The organism is Paenibacillus sp. OSY-SE (assembly GCF_000283315.1).
GTDB lineage: Bacteria > Bacillota > Bacilli > Paenibacillales > Paenibacillaceae > Paenibacillus_B > Paenibacillus_B profundus.
Genome location: NZ_ALKF01000199.1, coordinates 58,354 through 76,619 on the forward strand (window position 1 = coordinate 58,354; position 18,266 = coordinate 76,619).

An 18,266-nucleotide genomic window follows, 5' to 3' on the forward strand; every position below is an offset into this window, starting at 1 on the left:
CTTTCTATGCCGCGCGGCGAGAGTGGAGACCGGGAAGCCCGAGGGCGGCCCGGTTTTTTTATCTGACGGCTACTGTCGTTTCCCCGTCACTATACCCGGCATGCCCGACACACAGCCAACGCGGGGAGGCCGCTTAACCATGAGCTGCCAGCACCGATACCGGAATATATGCCTCTCCTTCCATTAATCTTCTGGCGGTTCTGCCGCAAGCCGCACGAATTACATGCCAATCCGTTTCTTTCCTTTCGACAACAGCCTCCACATACATTGTGCCTGACGGATGTCCTATACGTACAGCAGAGCCGGAGGACGATGTTAAGAGGCTAGGAATGGTTCCCGGTATTTGACAAGCTGCCGCTAACGCCATGGCTCCCCCGACAGCGTGTGCTTTGTGCAGCGCTCCCATGGAGATATAACGCGATAAAATATCGATGTCCTCCGCTTGAACCGCTTGATTCGTTAACGTGATATAATCCGTCGACTGTGCGACCATGACGATCTTGGGGAGCGAATGCGTCGTCGGTCTGACTGATTCTTGGGGCCGGATCAGTCCGGCGAGAATTCCGCCCTTCACGCGAATCTGCTCCAAGGTATCTAACAGCTCTGCATTGCTGTTAATTGGATACTGGAGTTCCGTACCTTTAACACCCACATCTTGCGCTCTTACAAATACAATGGTATTGACGCAATCAACGACACTGATTTCAAAACGCCTTCCGTCTTTAATTTGCACCGTGTCGATCGCATTGCCTGACGGCAGCATTTTTTTCGTGAAAGTGCCGCCCGAATCGAGAAAGTTCAACATGATCTTGGAAGATAATCCGGGAACGCCTGCGATTGAAAAATTGCCTTCATATTTAATTGCTCCCTGTTCTACCGGAATTTCAGCCACGATAATTTTATCGATGTTCGTATTATAGATACGGACTTCTGTTATCGGTTCGGTCAACGTTGCATAGCCTTCTTCTGCAGCATAAAGTCCGACCGCCGCGAGCAAATTTCCGCAAGTTACTTTATAATCGATCACATTTTTTTCGAGGCTGACTTGACCAAAGGTATAATCGATGTGGGCCTCCGGTGTTGAAGGAGGCCCAATCAGCGCAAGCTTGCTTGTGAGGCTGGTCCCCCCGCCCAACCCATCGATCTGGCTGCTGTCCGGGCTTCCAAACATGCGCAAAATGATTTGATCCCGTAACGCGGAATCTTGCGGGAGGTCACATCTGCGTAATATGAGCCCTTTGCTTGTCCCCCCTCGCATAATCACAGCTGGTATTTTCACCAATTGTCCGAAGCTATACATTGAAAATCACTCCTTGCCTCTATTCGAATTCTCTCGGAATCCGCCGAGCAGTGAATAATTGACTTTTCATTTTAAGTGTATTACTGTATTTGGAATAAATAAAATATTGATGTTTTATCAATTTCAATAATTTTTTTCAATATCTAAGTAGAGGTGTTGTAAGATGGAGGATAAAGATTGGCTCATATTGGAGACGCTGCACAACGAACAAAACATCACCAAGGCGGCTGCGCAACTCTACATTTCTCAACCTGCATTAACTTATCGGGTTCAGCAGCTGGAAAAAGAATTCGGGATTAAAATTGTAAATCGGGGAAGAAGAGGAATTCAATTTACGGCTCAGGGCGAATATCTTGTCAAATATGCGAAAGAAATGCGGCTGCAATTGCGGCAAACCAAGGAACACCTATGGAATATGGATAATAAGGTAACGGGAATCCTTCGGTTAGGGGTCGCCAGCAATATTGCCACTTATATACTTCCTGCCATTCTAAAACGATTTCTAGAACAGTATCCAGATGTTGAAGTGAGGGTCATGACGGATTGGAGCTCGGATCTCGTTCACTCCGTGTATAGTCAACATGTGCATATCGGAATGATTCGGGGAGATTACGATTGGCCGGATGATAAGCACTTAATGATGGAGGAGAACATATGCATCGTTTCAAAACACGAAATTCATCTTCACGATCTGCCCAACCTGCCAAGAATCAATTATAAAACGGAGCCTTCGCTGCAAAATATGATAGACCTGTGGTGGAAGGAACGATATTCGCAACCCCCGAGCATAGCCATGGAAGTCGACAAAATGGAGACAGGAAAAGAAATGGTGTTGAACGGACTCGGATATGCCATCTTGCCGACTATCGTGCTCGGCGGTCAAGAGGATTTATACAAAATTAATTTGACATCCAAGCATGGTGTTCCATTAAAACGGAAATCATGGATGATCTACAAGAAGGAATCGCTTTATCTATCTCTAATGAAGGAATTTGTTGATTTCATCAAAAATCTTGACTCGGAAGCACCAAGAAGAAGATAAGGTGACAAGCGCACAAGCTCTTCTTATATCTTCTTCTTGGTCTTTAGCTCAATCGTTGTTAACAATTGCGGCTATCGGCCGGGCTTGCTTGAGCGGCTCGCCGCTATCTGCGTCGCTTTCTAATTCGTCCAAGCTGCGCTTGTTCGTTTTGGGACCAAAGCTCAATGCCATAGCCGAACCAATCCAACAAAGGGATATTAAGGTGAATACACTAGAGCTTCCAAACTCGAGGATCATAAAGCTGATGAGCACCGGGCCAAACACATTAGAGAATCTCCCCAATCCGTAAGTAAGTCCATAACCCGATGCACGGATATGTGTAGGATACAATTCCGATGTATACGTGTATAAATTGGAGGAATACGTTCTCTCAATCATATTTACCAAGAACCCGAACACAATCAGGAACACTGGATTTAGGGTCGTGCCATACAAAAACACGGAAATAGCTATAAAAAGTGATGAAGCAATCAAATTCCACTTACGTTCATAGCGATCTGCAATGAGCGCTCCGAGCAGCGCGCCCAACGGAGCCCCAATCGTGATGAGCGTGCTGTAAAGCAAAGATTTATTGAGTACGACTCCGTTCTGTACGAGAAGTGTTGGAACCCAAGAACCAAATCCGTAGAAGCCCAACGTTTGAAAAATCCAAGCCAAGGTCAAAATGACCGTTCTGCCTCGATATTTCCCTTTAAACAGCTCACTGTAGGCATTTGTTTTAGTATCGGCGTTCGGTCTTATTGCAGCATCGCTGATTGGGGGCAGCTCTCCTTTTTCGCGGCGCACCTGTTCCTCGATACGCTGAATGATTTCCTCGGCTTTTTTACGTTCCCCCCGAGATAAATACCAGCGTGGTATTTCGTGGATATTACGCAGAAACCAAAGGCCAACCATCCCCATTCCGCCCCATACGAAAACATATCTCCATCCGTGGGGGCCTAAGGAAATGAAGCAAGTCGAAATCCATCCGGTCACTGGAATGCCCAATAAACCAACGACAAGTGCGATGCCCTGGAATTTGCCGCGGGAAGCGGAAGGAAAAAACTCACTGATATAGGTGCTCGAATTGATCAGTGCCGCCGACACTCCCACACCGGTGAAAAAGCGGAGTATTCCGAGTATAACAGGATTCCATGCCAGAGCCGTAATCATAGAAAATATCGAAAAGAACAACGTCATTATGATGATGGCCCGCTTCCTTCCGAATCTATCCGCGAACCACCCGCCAAATACCGAACCAATGAACATCCCCAGAAAGGAGCTCGACGTAATCCAACCAATCTCGGTGACCGACATCCCCCATTCTTTTTTCAATACGGGAGCTACGAAAGAGAATGTATTCAAATCTGCATACTCAAAAAAATAAATAAACGCAAGCGCCATTAACGTCTTTCGATGAATCGAACCAATCGGCAGACGATCCAATCGGCCGGATACATTGATACCGCTTTCAATTGGCGTGATACGCAAAAGCTTCCACCTCCGAATTGTATTTCCTACCTAATTTCCAAGCACACATTATACGGTTTGAGCTCGCGGCATCAGCTGATTGGTTACACTATAGCACGATTTATGATATAGAAAAAATCAATCTTTTATATCATTATTGATAATTATTTTTTATTATTTCAAATTCAATCGAATCCGTTCTGCTTCGGGATGCTTGTCTCTATTTCCTTAACCTGACGCAAACACACCGCATTTGCTTTTGAAGCAAGGCATTGTCTCTTCACCGTGAACGAAATGTTACGTTCGTGCAGCAGTGACGCGTTCAGACTGACGGTGATTCATATTATCCGCCCCTTTGCTCCATTCTTCCCTTTCATCAGGAGGCGGCACGCCCAAGGACGACTCTGTTTTACTCCCAGTATAACGGGCCGCTTCACGGCATGTAATACAAACGCCATGCCATGCGCCTTATCTTCAAACATTCTCCCTTCTGACTGCATGGGAGAATGGAACTAAGGGCCATTATACGGAAGACCGACTCTACAAAATGAAAAAACCGCCACCGCAATAAGCTGCGGCGACGGCTTGACCATCCCTAATCATTCCTTGTCTTCATCATCTAAAGAAGCCAAATATTGTGCCGTCATACGATCACGCATGCGGCCTTTTTCCTTCAGCCGTTCGATCGCCGGTTGAATGAGCAGATCGACTTCTTTTTGCACCGTATAAGCCAAATCATATCGGTCCTGTTGCTCTAAATAGCCCCCGACTTCCATTAAAGCATTGTAACGCTCCAATTCATCGCGGGTTAAGAGCCCGCGCACTTGCACGCTGCAGTGACGCATGGCTTAGAAGAATTTCCCTTTGCGAAGCGCAAGCGAGATGCCTCCGACGATGAACAGCCAGCGGATGTCGATGATTTTCTTAAGCTGAGCAGCCCAGAAACCTTTCAGCTTTTTCTTGCCAACTACGCCGATTGCTTCGCCTTTACCCAAGGAAGCTACCGTACCTTTGTTGTGGTATTCGAATTTCTTTAGCGGTTGATTGCGAATTGAAGCCACGATGTTGCTTGCGCACACCGGACCTTGCTGCATCGCCATTTGCGCCGTTGGTGGGAACGGGCGATCGTTCTCCGAATTAATCATCAGCGAGTTATCGCCGATAATAAAGATATTGTCATGTCCCGGAGCGCGCAAATGTTCATCAACCTTCACGCGGCCGCGCATCGCTTCAAAGCCGGCTTGTTCAATCAGACGGTTGCCGCGGATACCCCCGGTCCATACGACCGTAGCCGCTTTGATTTCTTCGCCAGTAGCAAGCATTACACCTTCAGGAGTACATTCTTTAATCGCAGTGGCGAGCTTGAAGGTTACGCCCTTCTTCTTCAGCACATCCATCCCGTATTCTACCAATTCCGGATCAAATCCCGGAAGGGCAGACGGCGCCGCTTCGACATTGTAGATATTAACCAGTTGCGGATCCACATCGAACTGCTTGCATAGCTGCGGAACACGGTCGGATAATTCGCCTACGAATTCAATTCCGGTAAAGCCCGCGCCGCCAACGATGAAGTTCAGACGGTCCTTGCGTGACTCGTCCTGCTTGTAAAGGGCGAATTGATGCTCGATATGCTCACGGATAACGCGAACAGAGTTGATGCTGCGAATGCTGAACGCATACTCGCCAAGTCCTGGAATACCGAACGTCTCCGGCTCTCCGCCAAGACCGATAACCAAGTAGTCATACGACAGCGTCCCGTCTTCAAGAATAACCTTCTTATCTTGAATGCGGATTTCTTTGACCGTCGACTTGACGAAATCAATTTTGAACTCATCGATTAGCTTCGAGATGGACACTCGAGCGTTGTCGTAAGAGTCCGTTCCGGCAGCCGGCATATGCAAATGAGTCGTAAAGTAATGATAGTCATGCTTGTTGACTAACGTTACGTCCGCTTCATTATAGTTCAATTCCTTTTGCAAGCGTTGCGCTGCCATGATGCCACCGTAACCCGCGCCCAGAATTACGATTTTAGGTATGTTGCTCATCGTATATGCTCCTTCCAATCAGGTAAATCATTTTGTGTCGGTTCCTTATCCTCTCGGTTAAGCAACTAGTTAGTTCCTCATACTCCGTTTATCCTCATCAATCATTGCGCAGTTGTGAAAAACTCCACAAAAAAAAACATAGCTTGCCTATATCTCTCTCTATGTGATGTTATACAAATCATCAACCAAACACAACGTTATTATGAACTATTTACCTTAAAACAACCCGTATACTCTAAGATAAAGCGTGTATGGTCATCAATTTGTCCAACATCGACAAATTCTCGACAATTTGTATACAATTCACATGCAATGATATCGAGTTTCCAGCTAAATTACAAGCACCTTTTTAGCTGTTCCCCATAATGTAAGCGGTTTAATTAAAATTTTTTTCTAGCTTGCACATTCTGGGAATTTTTCGAAAAGTATAGTTTCCTTCTTGCTCCACTAGGTTTATAATGATAGATGTGCCTAATTACACAATGACCATAATCACATGGTCAGACATCGCCATTGGAGGTGCTCTGCTTTGAATTCGCAACTTACATCGCAACAAGATGTAGTAGATATTTTAATTATCGGGGGCGGCCCTGCCGGAATGTTTGCCGCATTTTATGGCGGCATGCGCCAAGCTTCCGTTCGCCTTATCGAAAGCATGCCGCAGCTTGGCGGACAACTGGCTGCGCTTTACCCAGAGAAATACATTTACGACGTTGCTGGCTTCCCTAAAGTAACCGCACAAGAGCTCGTAAATCAATTGAAACAACAGATGGACCATTTCCATCCGGACGTACGCCTGGAAGAGAAGGTGCTGCGGGTAGAGAAACGTGACGAGCGACTGTTCGAAGTAACAACAGATAAAGGAGTCCACCAAGCGAAGGCGGTCATTATTACAGCTGGAGTGGGCGCTTTTGAGCCTCGCCGCTTGGAATTGCCTGATGCAGGGCAGTACGAGAAGTCAAATCTGCACTATTTTGTCAGTGACCTGCAGCAGTACAAAGGCCAACGCGTACTCATCAGCGGCGGCGGCGACTCTGCCGTAGACTGGGCGCTTATGCTTGAACCGATTGCGGAGCAAGTAACGCTCATTCATCGTCGTGACAAATTCCGTGCGCACGAGCATAGCGTAGAACAGTTGATGAACTCCAAGGTTCAAATATTGACGCCGAAAGAGATTACGCACCTTCACGGTGAAGCCGGCCGCATCGAACGCGTTACGATTGCGGATACGAAGACGAAAGAAACGCTCGACATCGATGTCGATGCCGTCATCGTTAACTTTGGTTTCGTATCGTCCCTCGGCCCAATCTCTGAATGGGGTCTCTCGATTGAGGGCGGATCCATTGTGGTCGATTCCCGTATGGAAACAAATATTCCAGGAATCTTCGCAGCGGGTGACGTGACAACATATCCTGGCAAGCTGAAGCTTATCGCCGTAGGTTTCGGCGAAGCTCCAACGGCAATCAATAACGCCAAAGTGTACATTGATCCGACAGCAAAGCTTTCTCCGGGACACAGCAGCAACATGAAGATGTAACGAAGTCTGCCGACAATAATTTTAATATCATGATAGAACGAAAGAAAGGGTATCCTACTCCTACATCTTTATCTAATGGAGGCGGATACCCTTGTTTCATGTTTGTCCACTATGCAATGGCATAATCAGTCCTGTGTTTCAATGTCCGAACTGTTTGAACCCAGCTATCGACAGCGGCAAACTAGAGGATTATTTGGGACCTTACGCCCCCTATCAACCGGATGACCTATCCGAAGCTCACTTCACAATGCAGGCAGACGGTTCTACGAACGAGTTATGCTTGCATATAGTGTACTGTGAACATTGCCATACCATGATGCATATCAATGGAATGGCGTGGGAGTAAAGTCACGGCAAAGCTCCGGTCATTCTATCTGCGTACCGGCTTCTGGAAGAGGGTCGGATGAAGGCGGCGTCTTCGAATTTCCTTAAGCAGCAAAGAGATGAATTCATGATCCAATTGAAGCTGGATTGCTTGCTCATAGGAATCCATAAGCAGCTCATCGGAAAGCAAAGCCATCTCAATCACAACCTTTCCTAAATGTTTCCTGTCCGTTCTCATCATAGCACGGGTGCGAAAAATAGAACAAGCGTTTCCATTATCCACAGGTGGTTGTGGAAAAATTGTGGTTAAATTGTTGATAACCGTCGAAAATCGTTCTGGCCCAATGGGGATGATGTGGATAGTATTATTCACACCCTTTTTTGGTGTGTCTATAATAAAAATCTTTAATCAAATTGCCTAGCACAACAAATGGAATCTATCATATAGTAATAGCAAAATAGATTTACATGACAGCATCGTTATTGTGGACGCGTATTTACTTCAAATATCCAAATTCGGCCTGAGCGGTCGATACCGTAATCAAACCCGAGCTGACCGATCCCCGGATATTTCCCTTCCAAAATACTTGTGCACAATCGGGTCAACTGCCGCATTTCGCTTTTTTTCAATCGAACTCGACCACTGGATAGCGAACGTCCGATGCCCTGAGCCGCAGTAAGCATCGAGCCGCCTTTGCATAAGTTCGTCACAAACAATCCTTTCCGCGCCACTCTTCCTACCATGGAGCGAAATACCCATTTTCCGTTCTTCTTGACGACTTTGACGCGATAATCGATTGGGCGCCCGCCGACTGCTGCCAACTGAATACCGCGCTGGATCAAATACGCTCGCTTTCTCTTCACAGAAGTTAACGAACGCATCAAGGCGTCGAAGTCGTTAAAAGAGCGGGTACGCGACATATACGTATGCCGGTAGGTCGCTCCTTCCTTCGTCACTTTAATAACCCCCGCCCCGCCGCCGCCCACGACCGGCTTGATGACAACAAACCCGTACTGATTCAGCATTTGGTGCAAGTTGGATGAATTATAAATGCGTGTCGCCGGAATATGAGCGGCAGCGCGAGCGTCCGATAATAGCGCCTCGGTCTTGAGCCACTTGCTCGCCAGTTGTCTGCTTTCCATGCGTGCATCTCCTTTCATCATTATACTTATACATACTCAGAGGCCTTTCACTATTCTTGTATGATTGTCCACGGCTTCTGCCTTATTTTAATAGACTAGAGTAGAGTGAGAAGTAATGATGCTTGTCTTTTCCAAGTTTCGGATGGTATCGTATAAGATGAATGAAAAATGATGAGTTACGCATTTATGAAGATGGGAGCGACCGTCATGACTACCGCAGCTGTATTTGAAGTGTTATATTGGGTAGCCATTGTATCCATGTCCGTTGTGTTAGTACTCGTGAATGTGGGAATATTGGCGATCGGATTTCAATTTTGGAAGAAGCATAAGCGAGTTCTTGGGATAGGATGCTGGCTCTTCTCCATATTCTGCTTCTATCTTATCTCCATCATGATCAATAAGACGTTTATGTAGCTACGTTCCGAAATCCTTGGTATCCGCTTGCGGGTGTCAAGGATTTCGTTCGTTATAACCGCTGCCGCAGGCGGATATCATAAGATTGTATTCCTCAGGAGGTTGTAACCTATGAAAATCAACGTGCTAGTGGCAGACGACGATCCGAATATTCGCGCATTGCTGCGCCTCGTTCTCGAATCGGAACAGTATCACGTGTTCGAAGCGGCCGACGGACAGACGGCAGCAAAGATATTGGAGCACGAGACCGCGCATCTTGCGATCGTCGATGTGATGATGCCGGTTAAAGACGGCTGGGCGCTTTGCTCCGAAATTAGGGCGTCATACGATATTCCCGTCATTCTACTGACCGCCTTGGGCGAGCTGGAGGATAAAGAAACAGGCTTTGCCGCAGGAACTGATGATTATATGGTCAAGCCATTTGAACCGAAAGAGCTGCTCTTCCGCATGAAAGCTTTGTTGCGAAGATATCAGATTGTATCCGATTCTATGATCCGCTTTCCGCATACCATTATTGACCGACAAAGCTATACCGTGATGGTGGACGGGCAGGAACACGTGCTGCCGCGAAAAGAATTCGAGCTGCTCGCCCAAATGGCCGCCTATCCTGGCCGCATCTTTACACGGGATCAATTGCTCGATTGGATCTGGGGCAGCAACTACGAGGGCGACGTCCGCACGATTGACGTACATATCAAGCGGCTGCGTGAACGGTTCCACGATAGCAGCAGTGACTTTCATATCGTCACCATTCGGGGATTAGGATACAAATTGGAGGTACGTGATGCATGAACACGTTATATACGCGCATTGTCCTGTTTTCCGTCGTGATCGTGCTTGTTAGCTTTGCCTCCGCATTTTTCGCAGCTAATTTTGCATACAGCCACACTCTAACCGAAAATTACGAACTTAAAATGGAAAAGGTCGGGGCTGCGCTATCTAAGCTCGGCGAACAGATGACCAACAGCCCTTCTTCTGTCGATGAACTGCTCGATTCATTGTCCAAGCTCGGCTATCAGCTCTATGTCATTGACGAGGCCGGTCACATCAAGACATATGGAAGGGCGTTCGATGACGTATCGTTGACACCCGAAATTATCGACACCGTGTTAAAGGGCGGAACCTATCAAGGCATGCGCACCCACAAGCAAAGCTGGTTTGTTCCAACTGTGTTTGAGAACCGTCTCGAGCTAAGCTACGGTACTCCAGCCGAGCTCGCCGGAGAAAGACATGCCTTGTTCGTGCGGCCGGATATGGTGCAGCAGACCGAAGAAGTGCGTATATTAGTCGCTGTACTGCTCATCGGCACCTTTGTCATTAGCCTTGTTCTTATTGCCATCAAGACCCGCTATCTCGTACGACCTCTTCATCGGCTTACTGACGCGACGATGAAGCTGGAAAATGGAAACTACGACGTTCAACTCGACATTACACGCAAAGATGAAATCGGTGTGCTAGCCCGCAGATTTACCCGCATGGCTGCCGTACTGGGACAGGTGGACGCCATGCAGAAGCAATTCGTGGCGAACGTCTCTCATGAGATCCAATCTCCGTTAACCTCCATTCGTGGCTTGGCCCGACAACTGTTGGATCACCCGCTCCCGCCGGAGCAAGAACGGAAGTATTTGCAGATTATCGATGATGAGAGCTCTCGGCTGTCAGGTCTAGGGCGACAGCTCTTGACCCTCGCGGCGCTGGAGAGAGGGAAAGAATCGCTGAAGCACGCCCCCTTTCGGTTGGACGAGCAGTTGAGACAAATCATTATCGTGCAGGAGCCTCAATGGGGCGAGAAGAATTTACAGCTGAATCTGGAGCTTGAAGAGGTCGTCATTCATGGTGATCCAGGTCTGCTTCATCAAGTGTGGAGCAATTTGTTGAGCAATGGGATCAAATTCACTGAACCCGGAGGCCAGCTCCATATAAAATGTAGGAAACTGCTGCATGAAGTAGAGGTGATATTTTCGGATACGGGTGAAGGTATCCCCGAAGAGGCGCTCCCCTATTTATTTGATCGTTTTTACAAGTATGACAAACGAAAGGGAAATGCCCACGGAACCGGACTTGGGTTATCAATCGTGAAACGAATCGTTGAATTGCACGAAGGAACCATTCGCGCGACAAACAATACCGGCGCGGGAGCGGCATTTTCGGTCAGGCTTCCGGTAAGGGAGATATGAAAGACACGGCTGTTAGAGACATTGTAACAGTCCATTCATCTTCAGTTCACAGTTCTCGATTATACTCGCTACAAGCGGTACATAATCGTCGCATTAATTGAAAAGGAGATCATCACGTTGAGAAAACTATATGTAACTTCTTTTGCCTACGCTATTCTCGGCTTAGTGGCGGGTATCTTTTTTCGCGAGTTTACTAAAATAAACGAATACACGGCCTACACGACACTCAAACCGCTGCATACGCACATTTTGGTGTTAGGATTTATGTTCTTTCTCATTCTTACGCTGCTCGCCAAAACCTTCCACGTCCACGAAACACGCTCGTTCGGTCCATGGTATTTCGTATATAACGGCGGTCTCATTGTTACCTTAATCGCTATGACAGTCCGCGGCGTCTTACAAGTAAACGGAACGGATATGAACGGATTAAATCACATCGCGGGCTTGGGACATGCCATACTTGGCGCTTCTATCATTTGGTTTATGGTGCTGCTCGGCAAAAAAATAAAAGAATAGCGACATAACTGCCCACTGTCGAATAGGAAGCTTCGTAAGTAATTCGAACTGTGGATTATTTCAGGAGAGGGGGCATCCCCTCTCTTAGCTTGTCTCATCCCCCATTGGATTTATCCAATGAAATAGCATGTAAATCTCTGTGCAGGCAGACTTCATTGGAATTTATCCAATCCATTCACACTCATTTCGCTGCGTTCGCTAAAAACAGCTAATTCCACTGTACAAAATACAGTCCACGTGCCGTTCGACCGTCCAATCCGTACATTTGACTGCATATTTTCCAATGGGGCTTACTTAGAAAAATAATTCATTACTATATAAGTTGAACTATTGAATTTCTTGTTCAGAGTTTGTTACAGCTTCGTTACTTATCTCATATTGGAGAGGCGGTACTCTTTCCGTTCGGCGTTCCCGATCACTCTCCCCTCCGCTCAGTAACAATGATTCCAGCATCGCCCAGGCGCTCTATGGTGTGGTCGAACGGTTGATGTAATATTGGGAGGAGCGTCTCCAACTGTAGGCGTTGTGATATAAAGGTGATGTTGCTGCATCGTCTGAGAAGCAATGTTACTAGAGACATGTATACCAAAGTTAAGCTCACCATACGGAGGGATGCCCCTTCTGAACGAGAGGGAGAGTGGAGAGAAGAACGTGACAGCGTATCGTTATTGGTTGGAAATGTGATCTTTCTTTAATTCAATTTATATAGCACAACCATATGCTATTCAAAATAAAGACCTCTCTAATGATTAATTCAACATTAACCATTAGAGAGGTCTGTCATTAACAGTGCTAGCTTAATCGTCGCATTTCTCCGCCTTGCCCTCATCCTTCGCCGTACGGAAGCTGGAGCCGCACCCGCATGTGGCGATGGCGTTCGGATTGTCGATAGTAAATCCGCCCGACATCCCGGATTCTTTAAAGTCAATGACGAGGCCATTCAAATACGGCATGCTTTCTTTATCAATGACGATTTTCATGCCGCTCACTTCCATATGAACGTCCGCTTCGTTCTCTTCATCATCAAAGCCCATTCCGTATGAGAATCCGCTGCAACCGCCTGGGCGCACGCCTAGACGCAGGAACAAACCCGCATTTTCTTCTTGAGCCATCATTTCTTGTATTTTTTCAACCGCAATATCGCTGATTGTAATCATTCTAATCCCTCCTCGTATTTCTAAGTATAACCATCCAGCTTGGCAGATACAAGAGAACGAAGTTGATGGAAAATCCACCCTTCCAGATCCTCACATGTATTGCCCCATCTGATAGGCAAGAGTATAATGGAAATGACTAGCTAATGTGATACGTCTCACTGCAATCCTCCGACGGAACGTCTCCGCCGCGGAGTTTTTATTTTGTTTGGAGACCGAAAACAAATACCGGACATGCTTCATAGTGTCATTCGCAATGTTGCCACTAGCAATGCAAGGCATGAATAACAAAGGAGGCCTGTGTATGACCACAGTCATGACACGACATGCGGATGCCCGCATGGCTGCAATCGCGGATAAAGTTGAACGCGGTGAACGTTTGACGCTGGAAGACGGCGTATATTTATACGAGACAGACGATTTGTTAACCTTAGGTCAATTGGCCAACCTTGCGAATCTGCGCAAGAACGGAAAAAAAGTGTATTTTATTGAAAATATGTCGCTCTACTTTACGAATGTCTGCGAAGCGCACTGCGCATTCTGCAACTTCCGCCGTGATCAAGGCGAAGACGGTTCGTACACGCTGTCCGGACAGGAAATGATTGACTTCGTTGATCAGCACATTCATCCTGACGTGCGTGAATTCCACATTGTAGGCGGACACAACACGCACGTTCCGTTCCAATACTATGTGGACTCCTTGCGTATCCTGAATCAGACTTATCCGAATGTGACGCTCAAGGCGTATACTGCCGCAGAAATTGATTTCTATACCCGCATCAGCGGCTTGAGCATTGAGGAAGTGCTGCGCCAATTGATGGATGCGGGACTTCAATCCTTGACGGGCGGCGGCGCTGAAATTTTGTCGGACGAGTACCGCAAGAAGATGCGTGTTGAGAAGGCCGGCGTAGACCGTTATCTGGAGGTGCACCGCACCGCGCACCAGCTCGGCATGAAGACACACACGACGATGCTGTACGGCGCAATCGAATCGCATGAAGATCGTGTAAGCCATATGATCAAAATTCGCGAACTGCAGGACGAGACGAACGGATTTCTCGTATTTATTCCGCTCTCCATGCAGCCGAAGAGCCCGAAGGCGAGCATTAAACGCCGCAACTCGGCGTACGAGGACTTGAAGACGATCGCGATTAGCCGTCTCATGTTGGATAACATTCAGCACATTAAAGCGTATTTCATTAATATCGGGACACAGCTTACCCAAGTGGCGCTCACTTTCGGCGCTTCGGACGTGCATGGCACTATCGTGAAGGAGCGAATCAGCCATGCGGCAGGCGCGCTCACTCCAGAAGGCTTGACACGCGATGAGCTGATTTGGCTGATCAAAGGGGCAGGTCGCATTCCGGTAGAGCGTGATACGTTCTATAACGAAGTGAAAGTGTACGAGTAATTACTAATTTTGATTTTTAGTGTGCAGAATTAGGATATAGAGATAGAGGAACCTGATGTCATTATTGGATAGACAACGTAAGAATCGGCAACCTAGACAGACAGTGGGGCCATACGACGTACTCGCCGCTAGCGGCGGCACACATCTTTCTAACATATTCGGCATCATGGGGGGAAGTCGAAAGGATGAAACGATACGTCATTTTAGGAGGCGGCTACGGAGGTTTGGCCATCATCGGGCGTTTGCTTGAGGGCGAGCTGCCTTCTGATGTACAGCTTGTATTGGTTGACCGTATGCCCTATCAAGGTTTAAAGACAGAATACTATGCACTGGCTGCCGGGGCGGTGTCGGACATGGAGATTCGCGTTCAGTTCCCGAGCGATCCGCGTGTACACATCCATTATGGCAACGTGCAAGCGATTGACTTGGACGCGCAGCTTCTCCATTTCAGCAACGACGAGCCGCTCAGCTATGATCATCTGGTCATAGGACTCGGCTGTACTGACAAATACCATAATATTGAGGGTGCCGAGCAGTTCGGCAACAGCATTCAATCGCTTGCGAGCACAAGACGCACCTATCAGCTGTTGAATGACATTAAGCCTTACGGACAAGTCAACATTGTCGGCGGCGGTCTAAGTGGGGTTGAACTCGCTGCGGAACTGCGCGAGAGCCGAGCTGACTTGAACATACGCATTTTGGACCGCGGTGGGCGCGTGCTGTCCTCCTTCCCGGAGAAGCTCTCGCGCTTCGTGTCCGGCTGGTTCAATGAACGCGGGGTCGAGCTGCGTTCCCATGTTAACGTCAGCCGTTTGGAAGACGGCGTTATCTACAATCGCATCGATGATGGGGAAGAAGAAATTCATTCTCACGTGACCGTATGGACCGCAGGCATTCAACCAGTGGAAGCGGTGCAGAAGCTCATTGTACCGAAGGATCCACAGGGGCGAGTTATCATTAACCCGTACCATCAAATTCCGGATTATCCGAACGTGTATGTCGTCGGAGACTGTGCAAGCTTGCCCTTCTCTCCGAGCGCGCAAGCGGCGGGAGCCCAAGGCGAGCAGATTGCTGACGTCATGCGGGCGATGTGGCAGGGAGAAACGCCGAACCTTGGTAAAATTAAGCTAAAGGGTGTCCTCGGCGCACTCGGCAAGAAATCAGGATTCGGCGTTGTTGGCAAACGTGCCGTCGTTGGTTATGTGCCTCGTGTCATCAAAAGCGGAGTATTATGGATGTCCAAGCATCATAAAGGATAAACAAACAAGGGAGCAGCGACGTCAATCGACGTCCAACTGCTCCCATGCTTGTAGTTCTTCAATTTTTGCCATAATCTTATTATATAGCTCCTCAGCGGTTTCCGCTGCTACGATCTCTCCGTTGACATAAGCGAAAGGAAACATATAACATTCTCCACAATGGCCGAGACACCCATACTCCAGAACGTCATATTCTGGATTCTGTTCGAAGCGCTTCATAACGCTATCTGTTCCATGATGCATATTGTTGACGCAGAATTCTATGATCGGTCGCATTGACTTTATCCCCTTCTTTCATCTTGCGCCTTTGAATTCAGTTAGCTTTATAATATAATAAAAGCAGCATGGATGAAAGGAGTTGGCAAAGATGAGCGAAAATACACAAGTCGGCATGTACGACGAAGTGCTGGAAGTGTTAGATAAACTGCGCCCGTTTCTGCAACGTGACGGCGGCGACGTTGAATTGGTCGACGTTGAGGACGGTATCGTAAAACTGCGCTTGATGGGCGCTTGCGGCAGCTGCCCTAGCTCCACCATTACATTAAAAGCGGGGATCGAACGCGCTTTGGTGGAAGAAGTGGAAGGCGTTAAGGAAGTTGTTCAAGTATTTTAATTGAGAAGAGGCTGTATGCAAGCGGCAGGTTGCCGCTTGTTACAGCCTCTTTGTTTATACCGATGAGATTAGGAGATATGCGTCCCGGCTGTTCCTGTCAGAGCCAGAGCGGCATCTTCAAGTGAACATATAATGGCGTGTTTGCCCTGCTCCGCAAACGAAACGGCCGCCTCCATCTTCGGTCCCATACTGCCGGTGGAGAAATGCCCCTCCCCGACATACCGTCTCGCTTCACACGTACCGACATGTCCTAGCGCCTGCTGTTCCGGTTTTCCGTAATGAATAAACACATTCTTCACATCGGTCACCATCATAAAAATATCGGCGTTCGCTTCCTGAGCCAATTTGCGGCCGCTGCGGTCCTTGTCGATCACCGCTTCGACGCCTTTAATCGTGCCATCCGCTTCTTGGACAACGGGTATGCCGCCACCGCCGGAAGCAATGACAATCACCCCGCTCTCCACAAGCTTCATAATCGTCTCCGCTTCCAATATGGATTGCGGCTGCGGCGAAGGAACGACGCGCCTCCACCCCCGGCCCGCATCTTCCCGCATGTTCCAGCCTTTCTCCCGCATCATTTGCTTGGCTTCTTCTCCGCTGTAGAAGGTGCCAATCGGCTTGGTCGGATGCCGGAAGGCTTCATCTTCCTGAGACACCTGCGTTTGCGTCAGCACACTGACGACCTGCTGTGGCAATCCCCGCTTCCGCAGCTCATTCTTCAAGCATTGATCGAGCATATAGCCGATCAATCCTTGAGACTCCGCGTTGCACACGTCTAACGGAAAAGGAGGGACAACCTCTTTCGCTTCTTCATTTTGCTGCAAAATCAACCCCACCTGCGGACCATTGCCGTGCGTAATTACTACTTCGTAGCCCTTTTGCACGATATCGGCAATAACTTCGCTGCTGCTGCGTACATTTTCAAGCTGGTTCTCATAGGTTGCTTCTTGATGAGGCTGCAAAATGGCGTTGCCCCCCAATGCAATCACAACTCGTTCTGACATATTCATACCTCCTTAGGGCTATGATGGCATTGGCGATCCCGAATGCCGTATCAATCCCGGAGCTGTGTCCGGTGTGCAGCAATTGTGCAAGCTTGGCTTGAAAATGAGATGTATCTTCCGTAGTCATCGCGTTCAACACCTGGGTTACTGTGTCGCTGAATCGGCCATGCAGCGCATGGAGCAAATAAGCTTTGCTTACATCCGTCGTGATGGCTTCTCTTTCCACAATATGACGCAAGATGGTCAAAAACGCTGGATGAAAAGCTTCGGTTAACCTATGAACGGCCAACAATCCGACAAGAAAGTCGTCGCCCGATGGCGTCAATCCTTTCCCGCGCCCGAGAAAATAGCGCAAATGCGACTCAATGACTCGGACTTCCCCGGAAAGCAAGGCGTCAAGCAGTTGTTCCGCATGCTGTACCGTGACGTACTGCGGGTCATCCGGCATATAATCATGCGCGAGAAAGCGGTCCCATTCCACATCGAGTCCGGTCGGCACACCCCAAGAGAGACATGTTTCCATAAATGAACAGACGTGAAATAAATCACGATTCATCCGGTAACGCTCGGCACGGATTTCATTGCGGAACGGCACGGCTTGAGAAAGATCAAGCGTAAGCGGGTATGTTGGATGATGAAATTGAATGATGTCTGGCGTCCCGGCAATGACGTCGTTGCGCCTGACATAGAAGCGCAGCCTTCTCACGCTCTCTTGTCCCATATGAATGCCGAAGGGAAGTCTGCCGTTCTTCGCCGTCCCGACAAATACTAGCGCGTCTCCCATAGCCAAGTTGATGCCGTTCTCGAATATGCTGTGGACGTAGCCGCTCGGCCTTCGGGAGAGGAGTGCCGCAAGTTGAGCGTGCATCTCCTCCCCC

General features: G+C 48.1%; 19 protein-coding genes. 9 read left to right on the forward strand and 10 right to left on the reverse strand.

Features of this window, described 5'->3' with window-relative positions; genetic code table 11:
- Nucleotides 1-133: 133 nt before the first annotated feature.
- Nucleotides 134-1,300 (reverse strand): 2-methylaconitate cis-trans isomerase PrpF family protein, encoded by a 1,167-nt coding sequence (locus A372_RS0125370; protein ID WP_019423729.1) that lies wholly within the window; start codon nt 1,298-1,300, stop codon nt 134-136.
- 163 nt (nt 1,301-1,463) lie between these two features.
- On the opposite strand from A372_RS0125370, the gene A372_RS0125375 reads away from it, so the two are divergent.
- Nucleotides 1,464-2,342: a LysR family transcriptional regulator gene (locus tag A372_RS0125375; protein WP_019423730.1), complete on the forward strand. Its 879-nt coding sequence runs from the start codon at nt 1,464-1,466 to the stop codon at nt 2,340-2,342.
- Between the two features lie 48 nt (nt 2,343-2,390).
- On the opposite strand, the gene A372_RS0125380 is transcribed toward A372_RS0125375, so the two are convergent.
- The 3 genes from A372_RS0125380 to A372_RS0125395 form a co-directional block, all read right to left on the reverse strand.
- A complete protein-coding gene (locus A372_RS0125380; RefSeq protein ID WP_019423731.1) occupies nt 2,391-3,812 on the reverse strand; it encodes an MFS transporter in 1,422 nt (473 codons plus the stop codon).
- A gap of 578 nt (nt 3,813-4,390) precedes the next feature.
- Nucleotides 4,391-4,636, reverse strand: a complete 246-nt coding sequence (locus tag A372_RS0125390) for a hypothetical protein (protein WP_019423733.1) — start codon at nt 4,634-4,636, stop codon at nt 4,391-4,393.
- Between the two features lie 3 nt (nt 4,637-4,639).
- Nucleotides 4,640-5,836 (reverse strand): NAD(P)/FAD-dependent oxidoreductase, encoded by a 1,197-nt coding sequence (locus A372_RS0125395; protein WP_019423734.1) that lies wholly within the window; start codon nt 5,834-5,836, stop codon nt 4,640-4,642.
- 496 nt (nt 5,837-6,332) lie between these two features.
- On the opposite strand from A372_RS0125395, the gene A372_RS0125400 reads away from it, so the two are divergent.
- Nucleotides 6,333-7,373, forward strand: a complete 1,041-nt coding sequence (locus A372_RS0125400; protein WP_051004541.1) for an NAD(P)/FAD-dependent oxidoreductase — start codon at nt 6,333-6,335, stop codon at nt 7,371-7,373.
- 370 nt (nt 7,374-7,743) lie between these two features.
- Here A372_RS0125400 and A372_RS0125405 read toward each other — a convergent pair whose 3' ends face one another.
- Nucleotides 7,744-7,893 carry a sporulation histidine kinase inhibitor Sda gene (locus tag A372_RS0125405; protein ID WP_019423736.1) on the reverse strand — a complete coding sequence of 50 codons (150 nt, stop codon included), beginning with the start codon at nt 7,891-7,893 and terminating at the stop codon, nt 7,744-7,746.
- Nucleotides 7,894-8,177: 284 nt separating this feature from the next.
- Nucleotides 8,178-8,840 (reverse strand): YheC/YheD family protein, encoded by a 663-nt coding sequence (locus A372_RS0125410; RefSeq protein WP_019423737.1) that lies wholly within the window; start codon nt 8,838-8,840, stop codon nt 8,178-8,180.
- A 168-nt stretch (nt 8,841-9,008) separates the two neighbouring features.
- Here A372_RS0125410 and A372_RS0125415 point away from each other — a divergent pair, with 168 nt between their 5' ends.
- The 4 genes from A372_RS0125415 (at nt 9,009) to A372_RS0125430 (ending at nt 11,947) form a co-directional block, all read left to right on the forward strand.
- Nucleotides 9,009-9,254, forward strand: coding sequence for a hypothetical protein (locus A372_RS0125415; RefSeq protein WP_019423738.1), 246 nt, complete (start codon nt 9,009-9,011; stop codon nt 9,252-9,254).
- Between the two features lie 111 nt (nt 9,255-9,365).
- Nucleotides 9,366-10,046, forward strand: coding sequence for a response regulator transcription factor (locus tag A372_RS0125420; protein ID WP_019423739.1), 681 nt, complete (start codon nt 9,366-9,368; stop codon nt 10,044-10,046).
- Nucleotides 10,043-11,431, forward strand: coding sequence for a sensor histidine kinase (locus A372_RS0125425; RefSeq protein WP_019423740.1), 1,389 nt, complete (start codon nt 10,043-10,045; stop codon nt 11,429-11,431). The genes A372_RS0125420 and A372_RS0125425 overlap by 4 nt, the downstream gene beginning before the upstream one ends.
- A 117-nt stretch (nt 11,432-11,548) precedes the next feature.
- Nucleotides 11,549-11,947 (forward strand): DUF2871 domain-containing protein, encoded by a 399-nt coding sequence (locus tag A372_RS0125430; protein WP_019423741.1) that lies wholly within the window; start codon nt 11,549-11,551, stop codon nt 11,945-11,947.
- A 797-nt stretch (nt 11,948-12,744) separates the two neighbouring features.
- On the opposite strand, the gene A372_RS0125435 is transcribed toward A372_RS0125430, so the two are convergent.
- Nucleotides 12,745-13,104, reverse strand: a complete 360-nt coding sequence (locus A372_RS0125435; RefSeq protein WP_019423742.1) for a HesB/IscA family protein — start codon at nt 13,102-13,104, stop codon at nt 12,745-12,747.
- A 301-nt stretch (nt 13,105-13,405) separates the two neighbouring features.
- Here A372_RS0125435 and mqnE point away from each other — a divergent pair, with 301 nt between their 5' ends.
- Entirely contained in the window at nt 13,406-14,512 is a 1,107-nt protein-coding gene (gene mqnE / locus A372_RS0125440; RefSeq protein WP_019423743.1) for an aminofutalosine synthase MqnE, read from the forward strand.
- A gap of 185 nt (nt 14,513-14,697) precedes the next feature.
- The gene (locus A372_RS0125445; protein ID WP_019423744.1) at nt 14,698-15,771 is read left to right on the forward strand and encodes an NAD(P)/FAD-dependent oxidoreductase; all 1,074 of its coding nucleotides are present in this window, start codon (nt 14,698-14,700) and stop codon (nt 15,769-15,771) included.
- 21 nt (nt 15,772-15,792) lie between these two features.
- On the opposite strand, the gene A372_RS0125450 is transcribed toward A372_RS0125445, so the two are convergent.
- Entirely contained in the window at nt 15,793-16,047 is a 255-nt protein-coding gene (locus tag A372_RS0125450) for a YuzB family protein (RefSeq protein ID WP_019423745.1), read from the reverse strand.
- Nucleotides 16,048-16,138: 91 nt separating this feature from the next.
- Between A372_RS0125450 and A372_RS0125455 the strand changes: the two genes are divergently transcribed.
- Nucleotides 16,139-16,384, forward strand: a complete 246-nt coding sequence (locus A372_RS0125455; protein ID WP_019423746.1) for a NifU family protein — start codon at nt 16,139-16,141, stop codon at nt 16,382-16,384.
- A 68-nt stretch (nt 16,385-16,452) separates the two neighbouring features.
- On the opposite strand, the gene arcC is transcribed toward A372_RS0125455, so the two are convergent.
- The gene (gene arcC, locus A372_RS0125460; protein ID WP_019423747.1) at nt 16,453-17,388 is read right to left on the reverse strand and encodes a carbamate kinase; all 936 of its coding nucleotides are present in this window, start codon (nt 17,386-17,388) and stop codon (nt 16,453-16,455) included.
- Complete coding sequence (locus tag A372_RS0125465) at nt 17,318-18,256, reverse strand: DUF2877 domain-containing protein (protein ID WP_019423748.1); 939 nt, start codon at nt 18,254-18,256, stop codon at nt 17,318-17,320. The genes arcC and A372_RS0125465 overlap by 71 nt, the downstream gene beginning before the upstream one ends.
- Nucleotides 18,257-18,266: the final 10 nt, after the last annotated feature.